The organism is Klebsiella sp. PL-2018 (assembly GCF_019048985.1).
Classification (GTDB): Bacteria; Pseudomonadota; Gammaproteobacteria; order Enterobacterales; family Enterobacteriaceae; genus Klebsiella; species Klebsiella michiganensis.
In genome coordinates, this window is sequence record NZ_CP077673.1 from 3,268,815 (window position 1) to 3,281,449 (window position 12,635).

Genomic DNA, 12,635 nt, shown 5'->3' on the forward strand with positions numbered 1-12,635 from the left:
GACAATCTGCTGGCGCGTATCGTCGCAGATCTCCGCTCCCGATGCGACAATTTAATCGGCTCATCGTCAGGCGGCGGGTCGGGTAACGGGCGTGGGCGAGGTTTGGGATCGTGGACCGGTACCGGATCGTTGGGTTCCGGCGGAATGGGAATTGAGTTCAGCTGTTTATTACGCATATTGACTCCCGGTTGTGGGCGGGTACACCCGTTAAGCGTAGAAGCTGAGAAACAGAGCGCAAAAAAAAGCCGACTCATTAAAGTCGGCGTCGTACGAATCAATTGTGCTATGCAGTAATTCAAAAAAGGAAGTAAGACAATATGGAGCGCAACGCCCATCGCTTGACGTTGCATTCACCTGCGAGAGAGATATTGCCCTGAATGGGTAGATGGTTTATTGATTTCGCTCAAACATTGCCGGGTTTTCACCATCATCATCGCGACAAAAGACGATTCTTTACAGCCATTTACTACGATGCAACCACCATGTAACACCCCCAATGAGAACGACTAACATTAGGCAGAAAATGGCAAAACCCATATGCCAGCTATTGCCGGGAATGCCGCCGAGGTTGACGCCAAAGAGACCGGTTAAAAAGGTACTGGGCAGAAAAACCATGGCCATCAACGACATCGTATAGGTTCTTCGCGATAGCGACTCCTGCATAATCTGCGCGATCTCATCGCTCATAATCGCCGTGCGGGCGATGCAGCTATCAATCTCATCCAGACCTCGCCCCAGACGTTCGGCAATGTCCTGCATCCGGCGCCGATGATCGTCCGTCATCCACGGCAGACGCTCGCTGGCTAATCTGGCATACACATCGCGCTGCGGCGCCATATAGCGGCGCATGACGATAAGCTGTTTACGCAACAGCGCCAGGAAACCGCGCGGCGGAACCTGCTGATCCAATAAATCATCTTCCAGATCGATAATCCGGTCGTGAAGCTGCTCAATAAACTCGCTGGCGTGATCGGTCAGCGCATCGCAGACCTCCACCAGCCAGCCGCCGCCGTCAACCGGACCGTTACCCTCGCGCAAATCGCCGAGTACATCGTCGAGCGCCAGGACTTTGCGCTGCCGGGTGGAGACAATCAAGCGCTCATCCATATAAAGACGCATCGCGACCAGCTGGTCCGGTCGCTCATCGGTACTGCCATTGATGCAGCGCAGCGTGATTAACGCCCCATCGCCAATCCTCGTCACTCGCGGACGAGTGCTCTCCCCGGCCAGCGCGTCACGCACGTTATTGGGCAGCAGCGGCGTCGATGCCAGCCATTCCGCGCTATCCACATGGGTATAGTTGAGATGCAGCCAACAAGGATGCTCTTTATCAATGGTGTCACTGTCGACCAACGGCTTTACACCGCCCTGCCCGTCGAACACCCATGCAAAAACGGCATCCGGCACATTCAGTTCCGATCCCTTAATGGCGTCCACTGGACCTCCGTTAACTCATGCACATTTCCGTAGTCTAGCCTTACGCGACGGTTACGCAAGAGCTATTCAGGGCATGCTGCTGAATTCACTGGCGAAAAGCGGGAGGGCTGAAAAAAAGAACCCGCCGGCGGCGGGTTGCTGATGAACTTTGCAATACGGTGTCTAGCCTGCATTATCACCTGCCGCCAGACGCTGGGCTGACGGGAAGGCAGGCTAGCAGGAGCCGTTCATTTTTTCTCTTCTGCGTATTGACGAGCGTTGTCATGCAAATTAGTACACATTGCTTTTTCCTCCATTTTAGTAAGCAAAATAAGAATAGAGCGATCTTGCCGGTTTGCAAGGTTAAGAATTATCTTTCGCAACCCGGCGTGCGTTATCCAGATGACGCAGCAATAGTACGAGGTCTAAATCATTGCGTAGATCAAATTTAGACATAATAAGACGCTTGTGGGCAAAAACCGTTTTATTGCAAAGCGATAGCTTTCTGGCAATCGTGTTCACCGTTAACCCCTGATAAATTGCCGCCGCGATGATTCTCTGCTGCGGGGAAAGCGTCCTCTGCGGGCAACTATCGCACCGGAGCGCCAGCTTTTCTTTTGCTGACGGAGGCGTCAGAACCCATGAAAGTTTAATTTTCGCAATAACCTGAGAGAGCTTCTCATCGCGCCCAACAAAAACTATCTCCTTCAAGCAGAGCGGCAAAGCGCCTCTCCCTCGATGATTTAGCCTGGCAACCACGCCGATCAGCAATCCCGGTTTACGATTTAACAACTCTGGATGACATACGAACTCTTCTCCGCGACATAAATCCAGTACGACGACGTCTGCATCACGCACGAGCTCTTCGTTAAGCGATGCGGTGACCTGTGTAGAGAACGAGTATTCCGGGAAGAGCGCTTGCAATAAAAAATGAAATCCCAAATTAAAGAACTGGTTATTATTTTTAATAACAATATTCAACATCGATTTAGCCTGCTGACGAAAGTAAATCAAGTATTATCCAGATAGCTAACGATACGCACAGTACAGCTATCGTCGTTTTAAAAAACACGATATAAATAAACATTATTTTTTGACCTGAGAACGGGCACTCAACGAACTTTAAGTAAAATAGCTATCTGGCGTGACGGGCATTCCCCTCACCAATTAACTTCGAGGTGCCCATCCGGGATTAATATTTTCAGCATTCAACCCAAACGGAAATAGTGAGAAAACGTCATGCCATCCATATGAATTATATTTCTGCCAACCGGACCGTCGCCAGCAAGTCCAGCTCACGACGAAGCGCTAGCAAAAACCAGCGCTATCGCTGCTGATAGTGAATTTTGATATAAACACACTCATTAACTCAAGTTATTTCTCGGTATCATTTTAGACTATTCATCTCTTGTCTTTTTCTGCAATCCCGACTTATCGCCTCGACGTCACGTGGATTCAAACGGTGATTTCAGCCCTTGATCTAGCCATCCCGTATAAAAGTCTTCATTAACTCATCCCCGCGGCCGCGCGTTGTGAAGATTTCTTTTTCCGCAAAATGCTGTATTATGCAAGTTATTGCAGCATTTTGCGGGTTCAAACGATGCATAAAACGGCCAGGCAAAAATATCTCATTGAGATCCTTAGTGAAAAAGGCCAGATCACGATCAGTGAGCTGGTAGACAGACTGCAGGTTTCTGCAGATACGCTGCGCCGCGATCTTAGCGACCTCGAAAAACAGGGGCTCGCCCAGAAAAACCACGGCGGCGCTATCGCGCTCAATCTCTCCGCCATGAATCGGCAGAACAGGAACACCCTGCTACCGGATACCAAGAAGCGCTTAGGTAAAATGGTGGCGGAGAAGATCCCCGGCGGATCCACGCTGTTTCTTGACGCCGGGAGCACCGTGCTGGCTGTCGCCACCCAGATACAGGGTCCAATGACGGTCATCACCCCCTCTTTAGATATTGCCCAGCACTTCAGCACCCGTGCGGATATTCAGCTTATTTTGCTGGGGGGGAAATGGGATATGCAGCAGCGCCTGTTTGCCGGTAGCGCTACGGTTTCGCTGCTGGAACGCTATCGGGCGGATATCGCTGTTCTCGGCACCTGCGCGCTCCACGCCGACCTCGGCCTCAGCGCCAGTCAGGAGGCGGATGCTGAAGTCAAGCGCGCCATGCTGGCGGCCAGCGCGGAACATTGGCTGGTGGCCGATCATATGAAACTGAATCACTGCGAACCCTGGCTGGTTGCCGGACTCGCCGACATCCATCAGCTCTTCCTCGATCGCCCCTGGGACGAACTGAAGGATAACGACTCAATACAGCTCCATATCGCTGATGCTTAATAACGCGGAGATGCTTATGACTACCGGTAAGAACATTAATATTGCCCTGATTGGCTACGGCTTCGTCGGCAAAACTTTTCACGCCCCGCTGATCCAGTCCGTCGACGGCCTGAATCTGGCGATTGTCGCCTCGCGTGATGAAGAGAAAGTGAAACGTGACCTGCCAGACGTCACCGTCATCGCATCGCCTGAAGAGGCCATCCAGCATCCGGATGTCGATCTGGTGGTTATCGCCTCTCCTAACGCAACCCATGCTCCGCTTGCCCGTCTGGCTTTACACGCCGGCAAGCACGTCGTCGTCGACAAACCCTTTACCCTCGATATGCAGGAGGCTCGCGAACTGATTGCCCTCGCGGAAGAGAAACAGCGGGTGCTGTCGGTATTCCATAACCGCCGCTGGGACAGCGATTATCTGGGCGTGAAGCAGGTTATCGAACAGGGGCTCATCGGCAAAGTTAAACATTTTGAATCCCATTTCGACCGATTCCGCCCGGAAGTACGCGTCCGCTGGCGGGAGCAGAACGTACCGGGCAGCGGCCTGTGGTTTGATTTAGGTCCGCATCTGATCGACCAGACGCTGCAGCTGTTCGGCCTGCCGCAGTCGGTGCAGGGAAATATCGCCACCCTGCGTGAAGGCGCGGAAATCAACGACTGGGCGCACGTGGTGCTGAACTATCCGCAGCACAAAGTGGTTCTTCACTGCAGCATGCTGGTCGCGGGCGGCGTATCCCGCTTTACCGTCCATGGTGATAAAGGTAGCGTCGTCAAACAACGCGCTGACCAGCAGGAGAGCCAGCTGCTGGCGGGCGTGGTCCCGGGCAGCGAAAGCTGGGGCGAAGATGACGATAGCCTGGCGGTGTTTGATGCCAACCTGCGCGCCAGTGAAATCAGCGCGCCACGAGGCGATCAGCGGCAGTACTATATTCACGTCCGCGATGCGCTGACCGGCAAAATCAGCAACCCGGTATCGCCCTTAGAAGCGCTCGCCGTCATGGCGGTACTGGAAGCCGCAGCGCAGTCTGCCGAAAGCGGAACAACGCAAACTTTAGCGCTGACCGCCGATGAACTGGCGGGCCTGCAATAAGCGCTGCGCGATATGTTTGACGGTTTGTCGTCCGGAGCGCCGCTCCGGATAACCACTCCCTTTCATACCAGCCTACAGTTTCACCCGCAGCAAATCGCTGAATCGGGTGGTGTAGGCTGGCGACAGCATATGCCGTTTCATCTCCCAGCTGCGCTCGATTCCCTGCCCGGCAAACCAGAGCTGGCCTTTTTCACGTCGGTTAACTAAATCAAGCACCGTCATCAGCTGTTCGCTATTCGCTCGCGGCTGATAGTCGTCAAACAGGCCTAACTGCGCCACCCCCTGGCTAAAGAAATCGCCCAGCATCACGCCGCACTTTTGATATCGGCATCCCTCCCGCCAGATAGTATCCAGGCATTTTAGCGCCGCAGCGACGATATCCCGGCTATCCTGCGTCGGGATGTGGATTTTCGTGCCGGCGTCTTTGCTGTAATAGACTTCATGACCGGCGAACGGACTGGTCTTCACAAAGACCGAAACATAGCGGCAGTACTGGTGCTCCGCGCGCAGCTTCTCGGCGGCGCGGACCGCATGGCTGCAGACGGCTTCGCGCATCGCCCCGTATTCAATCACCTTCTGACTAAAGGAACGCGAGCAGATAATTTGCTGTTTAGTCGGCATATACTCTTCCAGTTCAAGACACGGCTCGCCTCTCAGCTCCCGCACGGTGCGCTCCATTACAACGCTGAAATGTTTTCTGATCAGCGGAGCGGGCGTCTCGGCCAGCTGAAGAGCCGTCGTAATCCCCATATCATTGAGCTTTTTCGCAATGCGTCGCCCCACTCCCCAGATTTCACCGACGGCAACCTTCTCCAGCAGTTTTCTCTGCCTGGCCGGCAATGAGAGATCGACAACGCCCTCGAATTTTGGCCACCTTTTGGCCGCATAATTCGCCAGCTTGGCCAGGGTTTTCGTCGGCCCGATCCCGACCCCTACCGTCAAGCCGGTACTCTGGAGTAATGTACTACGCACGTGGCGACCAAACGCCTCAAGCTCCTCAGAACGATGGATCCCGGTCAAATTTACGAACGCTTCATCAATGGAATATTGATACACCGCGGGCGCCAGTTCTTCGAGAATCGTCATGACGCGATGGGACATATCGCCATAAAGGGCATAGTTGCTGCTAAACACCGCTACCTGATGACGTTCAAACTGTGATTTCACTTTGAAATACGGCGCGCCCATTGGAATTTCCAGCAGTTTCGCCTCGTGGTTTCTGGCGATGACGCAGCCATCGTTATTGCTTAACACCACCACCGGATGCCCGCGTAAGTCAGGGCGAAAGGCTATTTCACAGCTGGCGTAAAATGAATTCACATCGACCAGGGCAAACATCAGCGGAGCCTGTTGATGCTGAAAGTGACAACGCCAAAAATCTCCAGCGCTTCACCGTCGTTGCGCAGCACAATTGGCGGAAAATCCGGGTTCATCGGCAAGAGCTGCATGATGGGGTGCGTACAAAGACGCTTAACCGTGTATTCACCGTCGACTGAGGCAATGATGATATCCCCATGTTTCGCTTTCAGGCCGCGATCCACCACCAGCAGCGTACCTTCATAAATGCCGGCATCCACCATTGAGGTGCCTGTCGCCATAACAAAATAGGTTGCCGCGGGATGGCTGATACAAAGCTCATTGAGATCGATCCCCTTCTCAATATAATCCTGCGCAGGGCTGGGAAAACCGCATGGGACAAGGTCGCTAAACAGCGGAATCGACACAATCTGACGCAACTCAACCGGTTCATAGAACAACATAATAGATTCACCCGTTATAATACTGTGTTTTTATACAGTATCGATAGTTCATCTGAGTTTTTCAAGTCGCCTGTCGGAGATTGGCGTGAAGCCGTTGAAGTTGCGCTGAATTTTGCGTAAGGCGTTGCATAGCACGGGGCTGGAGAATGCCTCTCCCTACGTATTCCAGATGGTTTTGTACGGCATGCTGGAAATTTCCGCAAATTGGGAGGAGGATAGAATCCGTTGATGCGTGCTTTGCTCATCGCTTGTTGTTGTCCACCCGACATACTGAACCGGAGATTCATATGTATTACACGTTAGGAGACAAAACTCTCCACTTTTATCGTTATCAGTGCCGTTTTTATGTCGCTCATTGGGACGGAGGTCATGTGATGACGGAGAAGTTCAAACCGTTTATTGCCTCAATCACCGAGAAAACGGGCATTGAGGCAAAGAACGTTGAGGCGGCGGCACGGGACTACTTCAATAACGTCGACTGAGATTGAACCCCGGACCATCGCTATCGGCTTATCCATAGCGATGGCAACGGCTGGCGAACGGCAGAAAGCGCAAATAATAAGCCGTGTCACGCGATCGTAAAACAAAGCCTGTAGGATAGCCCCCGGACGCCACCAGCGCTAAAACGAGGTGAAGAGATGGGAACAGTAAAAGCCAGCAATCTGGAACAGGCAAAGCAGCTTCTGCAGTCCGGCGACGCCATTAAACTCGAACTGGATTTCGAGCTCGACTCTGATGAGTTTTTTAATTTTGCTATCGAGTACTGTACAAATGGAACGAAGCTCACGCGAGCCGGCGATCGCTTCCTGATTTCACGTAAAAAAAGGTAGCCTGAGAGTCATCCCTGCCATTCACAGCATCACAGAGGCATACGTTTTTCGCATCTGTGATGCTCTCCGTCATAATAAAAATATCCGCAGAAATTAACCTCAAATATTGATACATCGCGCATTTTCGTGAGTAAAGGAGGAATAGTGTAGCTTCGCTATCTCACCGAGGGTTAAATCGTGAAAAAACTATTAATATGCTGTCTGTTTGGCGAAACGGCAGGGATTATTGCCCGCAAAATGCAAAAAATTGCTGACGATCGGCAATTAGATTTATTAATCAGCGCCGTTGGGGTTGAAAATTTCTTTAGCGTCGCGCCTGCCTATGATGGCGTACTGGTTGCACCGCATATCCAGTATAAGGTTGAACAATTTATTAGCGCACTGCATTTACCACAAGAAATTGCCGTGATTGAAAGCTTGCCCTATGCCTCATTTGATGGCGAGAAGATCCTCAACTTCGCGCTGAATACAATGCCTTCATCTCTGTCCTGATCTCTACGTCCCGCCCCACACAACCCGCGAGATCGCGGGCTCTGTGGGGATTAATTATCTGAACGGCGCGTCAAGAGGCACTTCAGCGTCCGGTTCGTGGGTGATGCGGTTGCGAAGATCGCGACGAATCATCTCAATGGCCCAGAACCAAAAAATATGCCCCACCAGTTCCGAAATATATTCATCGGCAGGAATATTCAATAAAGAGGGGGTCAGGCCCAGTAACGGAAAGGAAATCCAGTGTACGGCGATAGTTGCGACAATCCCGGCCCATACCCCCTGCCATAATTTAACTTTCGGAAAGACCTCCGCGACGACACAATAGCCAACGGCAAATACCAATGAGAATATAATATGCGTAACCATCACCGGATTGATGATGTGTTCGGAAAAAGTATAAACCGTATGCGTCGGGTCAATGCCCAGATAGTCGCGTAAGAAAAGATAAGGTGGGTTAAATTCATCTCTGCCACCGGAGAAAGTACGCGGCGGTAAAGGAACTTCAGCGCCCCATTTAACAAATGCCGACATAATCCCTGCCACTACCCCGACAAATAATGCTACGCCATAACGACGGCGTCCAGGTGTGGTCTGTTTAAAAAAATCCTTAATTGCCATAAAATCACCATTAATATATTACATTTATTTTCCCTGTATCATATTTAAAGGCATTGGCGATTATCAATGTTGATCACGATCACACTTTATCGGGTCCTGTGGCTACCAGTTCTATACTGTAATTATGACCATAGGTATACCATTAGCAGATAAAGAGCCCCTTTTATTCAAAGGAGACTCTTCCCGTACGATGCGTTTATTGCCCAAAGCGGTAGCTAATGCCGGCCATCACGGAGCTCACATCGCTGCTCACGCCAATTTGGTTTTCGTTACCCACATTGTTGACCCACTGGTACTCCAGGCGCCCCGACCATCTGTCATTAAAGGCATATTCGGTACCGAAAGCCAGCACCGGACGCACGCCCGTATCAAATCGATTTTTTCCATTCACATCGGATTCCGCACGGTAGCCCATCAGGCCGGCCCGGCCGTACAGATCCCAGTCGCTGGTCAGGCTGTAGCTGGCCTTCAACGAAAGCTGTAGCCCCTGACTTTTCATTTGCGAACCGGCTGCGCCATGGCGACCATTGATGCCCATATTCCCTAAATAGTCATATCCACCTTCAATCGCCAGCCAGGGGTTAATCTGATAGCCGGTAAACACACCGCCGCCGACGTTATCACGGTCAACATCGACTTGCCGATCGGTGCTGGAGTCGCCGTAGTGCGACCAGCCAAATTTAGACCCCGCGTACCAGGTTCCAGTCTCCGCAGCAGCAAAAGCGGCAGTCGCCGTAAAAGTATGAGCAATAATTAACGTAATAAGCGTCTTCTTCATAATCATCCCATTGTCGACCCGTTGTCGAATAAATGTCATCGTCAAAAGTTAAGTGGGCCTACAATAGAATATTAGCGTCGCGCTGATAATCGTTTTATTATTTAATTTTGGACAAACTGCCAGCGCTAAAAACGCTCGGGTAATTTATTCACCCCCGTCAAATACCCTCCCCGTTTAAAAGCAATATAATTACCACTTTTTAACGCCGACAACACGTTTAATACACTGCTGCGAGATAAGTGCGTACGTTCCTGGATATAATCCAGGATAGATACCCGCATCCGGGTCTCTTCGGGTAGCTGGCCCATTTCCTGCAAATGATTGCGGATAACGGCGTAGGTTCGCTGCTGTACGACGAGCGCGTCGCGATAGAAAAGATAAGCCGTGTGGTACGACAACAGTGAGGCGACGTCTTCCCAAACGCCGTGCTGGCGAAAGGCTTCCATCGCTTTTTGCGCATCAACGCGCAGTATTGTCGATTCGGTTTCCGCACGCAGCTGATGGCCGCGTACCGGCTGGATCATCTCGGCAATACCAAACAGGTGTGGGTGGTAAACCGTGACAATCAACAGACCGTCCGAGGCCCGGAGTATGGAGAGCTCGCCGTCAAGGAAAAGGAACAACTGCGGTTGATTTTTATGCGTCCAGGTCATGCGTTTCCGCGGCACAACGACCATTTTTTCAGCAATTGGCATCAGGAGCGCCGTTAAGCGCTGGATACTCTCTTCCGGACGGACGGGCGGTAGGATATGCATAGAAATACCTGATTAGTTCTGGTTTAAGAATTATAGAACGCAACAAGATTTCCGTAAGAATTGCGTAGCTGCGCATTGACGCACATCGGCAAAGAGAAGAAAAGTACGGCGTGATTTAAATTTAAACAAACTAAAAAGCTGCCCGCAGGCAGCCCGATCAAAATGGTAATAATGCTTACTATACCCGTCATACTTCAAGCGGCTTATGTGTTTACTCGGTTCATCCATGAGCCTCGCCCTTACGGGCCGCCGGGATAAGGCGTTATCTATGCTTCTTGAAGCTCACGCCCTGGCCGCCTTTAAGCAACTCGAATTATTTAGGGTATTTGCAGATATCAAAGGCCCTTTTCGGGGCCTTTTCTTACTTCCGTAACGCCAGCGATGCCGAGTTTCTGGAAATATGCGGTGCGATGTTATCAAATGTAATCATTGCGGATTTACAAAAAATGCATTTCGCGCCAAACGGATTTTTTTCAGAAACATCGTAGGTGGATGTTCTGTACTGTGACCCATGACAGCATGGGCATCTGAAATGAATGTGGTCAATCATGATGTTAGCCTCTTTTTGCTACAACATTCTCTACCGCAGGGACATTTAGCCATATTTCACAGAAAACGCCTTCCCGGCTTTTCTGTCACAGCGTAAAAACGCTGCTCTGAATGGTTGAGAATAACAATGACATCATTGTCATTACTTCTTATAGAAACATCTGAAGCGCACTTCAGACTGAACTCTATTACTGCACCAGCGATTTTTTAATGTTGTTAATTTCTTAGTTTGCCCGAGGGCACGTAATGTTCGGTAGATTTCAATAAAATAATCGTGTGCTTTGGGATAACGCTATCTCTTATGCACTTTTCACGCTAAACGGGAGATACAAGGACTTTCCTTCACTATCACCGTTTGCGCCAGCTTCTGAGCCTGTCTACTCGGGTTTAGACCGTCATCGTTGTCGCAGGTTCAAAAAACTTTAACATTATTCGCGTCACAGAGCTTAATTAATCACGATAAGGAGAGTCTAAAGAAGGATTATCTGTGGATAACGCTTGAGATGAGAACTGCTTCGCTAAACCGTTTATTACCGCATCTGTGTAGTAAATCAACTTGCTATTTATCACACAGATGGCGATTGATAGCAAGCTTTATTTTCACGCCACGATGTTCGCCAGCTGGCGAGCTGGTAACGCGAATGAATCCAGGGCCCAGGCTGGAGAGGCCGCCCAGGGATGACCCGATGACCCCGGGAAGGTGTACAGCCGCCTCTCATTTGGCGTGATTTGCCACAATTGTGGCGCTTTATGAATGTTACCGCCAGGATTGAAACGTTATGCTCTTCTCCGGGAAAAGATTCGCTCCCTGACAACACTCATCCTGCGGAAACCTGACAATGGCACATAACCGTACTTTCTCTCTCAATATCGGCTGGAAAGCGCTGCTAAAAGATGCGGGTTTAGAGCCTCAACATCTACTACGCAAAGCAGGATTGCCCGACGACACGTTTTCGAGGACAGAGCGCGGCCTTAATATCGAGGAGTATATTCGTTTCTGGCGCGCCCTTGAGGTAGAAACAAACGATCCTGCTTTTCCCTTACCACTGGTAGAAAGAGTCTCTGCTGAAATCTTTGATCCCCCGCTTTTCGCCGCACTATGCAGCACCAACATGATGCAGGCAGTTCAGCGACTGGCCAGATATAAGCAACTCATTGCCCCAATGGTTCTGGAAATAGTTGTAGAACACAGCGGCATCCTTACCGTTTCACCGCGCTGGCTGTCAGCGACAAACATTCCTCCGTCCCTGCAGATAGCAGAACTTGCTTTCTTACTGCGGCTGCTAAAACTTGCCACTCGCGAACCGGTCACAGCAGTGAAAGTCACGCTCCCTCAGCTTCCCGCCAGAATACAGGACGGCCACCTTACCCGCTTTTTCGGTACCGCCGTAGCGTATGGAGAAAAACCGGCCATCAGCTTTTCCGCCGCTGATGCTCTCCGCCCGTTTTTAACGGTGAACGAAGGAATGTGGCAAATATTTGAACCAGAGCTGCGCCGCCGTCTCAGCACGTTAGATGAAACGGCCTCAACAACTGAACGCGTACAGGCGGTACTTCTTGAGCTTCTTCCCGGTAACGAAGCCACTATTGAGAAAACGGCGGAGCGTCTCGGTATGAGCAAACGTACGCTTCAGCGCAGACTTGAAAGTGAGGGAGGAAATTTTCGTACATTGGTCAATATTTGCCGGGAGAATCTGGCGCGGCACTATCTGAGTCATACCCATCTCTCCGGCTATGAGATTGCATTCCTGCTTGGCTTTGAAGATCCAAACTCCTTCTATCGCGCATTTATGGCCTGGACCGGACAGACGCCGGAAACCGTCAGAGGGAGCATGCGTCTTAATGGAAAGAACTCCTCAGGTTAAACAAACGAGATGACGCAGTTGTTAAGCACCGACTTGCCATAAGAATCGCGTTACCTCCTGTCGTTTCCACAGAAGGCGGCTTCCTTTCTGATCTGAAGCGAATGGCGCCGTTAGCAAGCGTACTGGCGCATAAGGCCAGATGAA

At 50.9% G+C, this 12,635-nt stretch carries 14 protein-coding genes and 1 pseudogene; 6 read left to right on the plus strand and 9 right to left on the minus strand.

The window, feature by feature from the left end; all coding sequences use genetic code 11:
* Nucleotides 1-11: 11 nt before the first annotated feature.
* The 3 genes and pseudogenes from MKleb_RS30215 to MKleb_RS15175 form a co-directional block, all read right to left on the minus strand.
* Nucleotides 12-176: pseudogene (locus MKleb_RS30215) on the minus strand (hypothetical protein); the annotation flags it as partial.
* A 277-nt stretch (nt 177-453) separates the two neighbouring features.
* A complete protein-coding gene (zntB, locus tag MKleb_RS15170; RefSeq protein ID WP_004850311.1) occupies nt 454-1,437 on the minus strand; it encodes a zinc transporter ZntB in 984 nt (327 codons plus the stop codon).
* Between the two features lie 342 nt (nt 1,438-1,779).
* Nucleotides 1,780-2,400 (minus strand): helix-turn-helix transcriptional regulator, encoded by a 621-nt coding sequence (locus MKleb_RS15175; protein ID WP_025107979.1) that lies wholly within the window; start codon nt 2,398-2,400, stop codon nt 1,780-1,782.
* A gap of 616 nt (nt 2,401-3,016) precedes the next feature.
* Between MKleb_RS15175 and MKleb_RS15180 the strand changes: the two genes are divergently transcribed.
* Together MKleb_RS15180 and MKleb_RS15185 are read left to right on the plus strand one after the other, a co-directional pair.
* A complete protein-coding gene (locus tag MKleb_RS15180; protein WP_025107980.1) occupies nt 3,017-3,760 on the plus strand; it encodes a DeoR/GlpR family DNA-binding transcription regulator in 744 nt (247 codons plus the stop codon).
* Nucleotides 3,753-4,844: an oxidoreductase gene (locus MKleb_RS15185; RefSeq protein WP_170873315.1), complete on the plus strand. Its 1,092-nt coding sequence runs from the start codon at nt 3,753-3,755 to the stop codon at nt 4,842-4,844. Before MKleb_RS15180 ends, MKleb_RS15185 begins: the two co-directional genes overlap by 8 nt.
* A 72-nt stretch (nt 4,845-4,916) precedes the next feature.
* On the opposite strand, the gene umuC is transcribed toward MKleb_RS15185, so the two are convergent.
* Nucleotides 4,917-6,182: a translesion error-prone DNA polymerase V subunit UmuC gene (umuC, locus tag MKleb_RS15190; RefSeq protein WP_025107982.1), complete on the minus strand. Its 1,266-nt coding sequence runs from the start codon at nt 6,180-6,182 to the stop codon at nt 4,917-4,919.
* Nucleotides 6,182-6,604, minus strand: coding sequence for a translesion error-prone DNA polymerase V autoproteolytic subunit (gene umuD, locus MKleb_RS15195; protein ID WP_025107983.1), 423 nt, complete (start codon nt 6,602-6,604; stop codon nt 6,182-6,184). Before umuD ends, umuC begins: the two co-directional genes overlap by 1 nt.
* A gap of 287 nt (nt 6,605-6,891) precedes the next feature.
* On the opposite strand from umuD, the gene MKleb_RS15200 reads away from it, so the two are divergent.
* The 3 genes from MKleb_RS15200 (at nt 6,892) to MKleb_RS15210 (ending at nt 7,926) form a co-directional block, all read left to right on the plus strand.
* Entirely contained in the window at nt 6,892-7,086 is a 195-nt protein-coding gene (locus MKleb_RS15200) for a hypothetical protein (RefSeq protein ID WP_014229113.1), read from the plus strand.
* A gap of 156 nt (nt 7,087-7,242) precedes the next feature.
* Entirely contained in the window at nt 7,243-7,434 is a 192-nt protein-coding gene (locus MKleb_RS15205; RefSeq protein ID WP_004850297.1) for a hypothetical protein, read from the plus strand.
* A 177-nt stretch (nt 7,435-7,611) separates the two neighbouring features.
* Nucleotides 7,612-7,926, plus strand: a complete 315-nt coding sequence (locus MKleb_RS15210) for a PTS sugar transporter subunit IIB (protein ID WP_004850294.1) — start codon at nt 7,612-7,614, stop codon at nt 7,924-7,926.
* A gap of 54 nt (nt 7,927-7,980) precedes the next feature.
* On the opposite strand, the gene MKleb_RS15215 is transcribed toward MKleb_RS15210, so the two are convergent.
* The 4 genes from MKleb_RS15215 to MKleb_RS15230 form a co-directional block, all read right to left on the minus strand.
* Nucleotides 7,981-8,544 carry a YagU family protein gene (locus tag MKleb_RS15215; RefSeq protein ID WP_014229112.1) on the minus strand — a complete coding sequence of 188 codons (564 nt, stop codon included), beginning with the start codon at nt 8,542-8,544 and terminating at the stop codon, nt 7,981-7,983.
* A 196-nt stretch (nt 8,545-8,740) separates the two neighbouring features.
* Nucleotides 8,741-9,322: an outer membrane beta-barrel protein gene (locus MKleb_RS15220; protein WP_025107984.1), complete on the minus strand. Its 582-nt coding sequence runs from the start codon at nt 9,320-9,322 to the stop codon at nt 8,741-8,743.
* 125 nt (nt 9,323-9,447) lie between these two features.
* Entirely contained in the window at nt 9,448-10,077 is a 630-nt protein-coding gene (locus MKleb_RS15225) for a winged helix-turn-helix transcriptional regulator (RefSeq protein ID WP_025107985.1), read from the minus strand.
* Between the two features lie 361 nt (nt 10,078-10,438).
* A complete protein-coding gene (locus MKleb_RS15230; protein WP_071532263.1) occupies nt 10,439-10,627 on the minus strand; it encodes a cold shock small protein YmcF in 189 nt (62 codons plus the stop codon).
* Between the two features lie 838 nt (nt 10,628-11,465).
* Here MKleb_RS15230 and MKleb_RS15235 point away from each other — a divergent pair.
* Nucleotides 11,466-12,491 (plus strand): AraC family transcriptional regulator, encoded by a 1,026-nt coding sequence (locus MKleb_RS15235; protein WP_025107986.1) that lies wholly within the window; start codon nt 11,466-11,468, stop codon nt 12,489-12,491.
* Nucleotides 12,492-12,635: the final 144 nt, after the last annotated feature.

What these genes read in the sequence shown, in the direction of transcription:
- MKleb_RS15220 (WP_025107984.1), bottom strand. Translation starts at nt 9,322, where the DNA reads ATGAAGAAGACGCTTATTACGTTAATTATTGCTCATACTTTTACGGCG.
- MKleb_RS15215 (WP_014229112.1), bottom strand. Translation starts at nt 8,544, where the DNA reads ATGGCAATTAAGGATTTTTTTAAACAGACCACACCTGGACGCCGTCGT.
- MKleb_RS15235 (WP_025107986.1), top strand. Translation starts at nt 11,466, where the DNA reads ATGGCACATAACCGTACTTTCTCTCTCAATATCGGCTGGAAAGCGCTG.
- MKleb_RS15175 (WP_025107979.1), bottom strand. Translation starts at nt 2,400, where the DNA reads ATGTTGAATATTGTTATTAAAAATAATAACCAGTTCTTTAATTTGGGA.
- MKleb_RS15225 (WP_025107985.1), bottom strand. Translation starts at nt 10,077, where the DNA reads ATGCATATCCTACCGCCCGTCCGTCCGGAAGAGAGTATCCAGCGCTTA.
- umuD (WP_025107983.1), bottom strand. Translation starts at nt 6,604, where the DNA reads ATGTTGTTCTATGAACCGGTTGAGTTGCGTCAGATTGTGTCGATTCCG.
- umuC (WP_025107982.1), bottom strand. Translation starts at nt 6,182, where the DNA reads ATGTTTGCCCTGGTCGATGTGAATTCATTTTACGCCAGCTGTGAAATA.
- MKleb_RS15180 (WP_025107980.1), top strand. Translation starts at nt 3,017, where the DNA reads ATGCATAAAACGGCCAGGCAAAAATATCTCATTGAGATCCTTAGTGAA.
- MKleb_RS15230 (WP_071532263.1), bottom strand. Translation starts at nt 10,627, where the DNA reads ATGATTGACCACATTCATTTCAGATGCCCATGCTGTCATGGGTCACAG.
- MKleb_RS15205 (WP_004850297.1), top strand. Translation starts at nt 7,243, where the DNA reads ATGGGAACAGTAAAAGCCAGCAATCTGGAACAGGCAAAGCAGCTTCTG.
- MKleb_RS15200 (WP_014229113.1), top strand. Translation starts at nt 6,892, where the DNA reads ATGTATTACACGTTAGGAGACAAAACTCTCCACTTTTATCGTTATCAG.
- MKleb_RS15185 (WP_170873315.1), top strand. Translation starts at nt 3,753, where the DNA reads ATGCTTAATAACGCGGAGATGCTTATGACTACCGGTAAGAACATTAAT.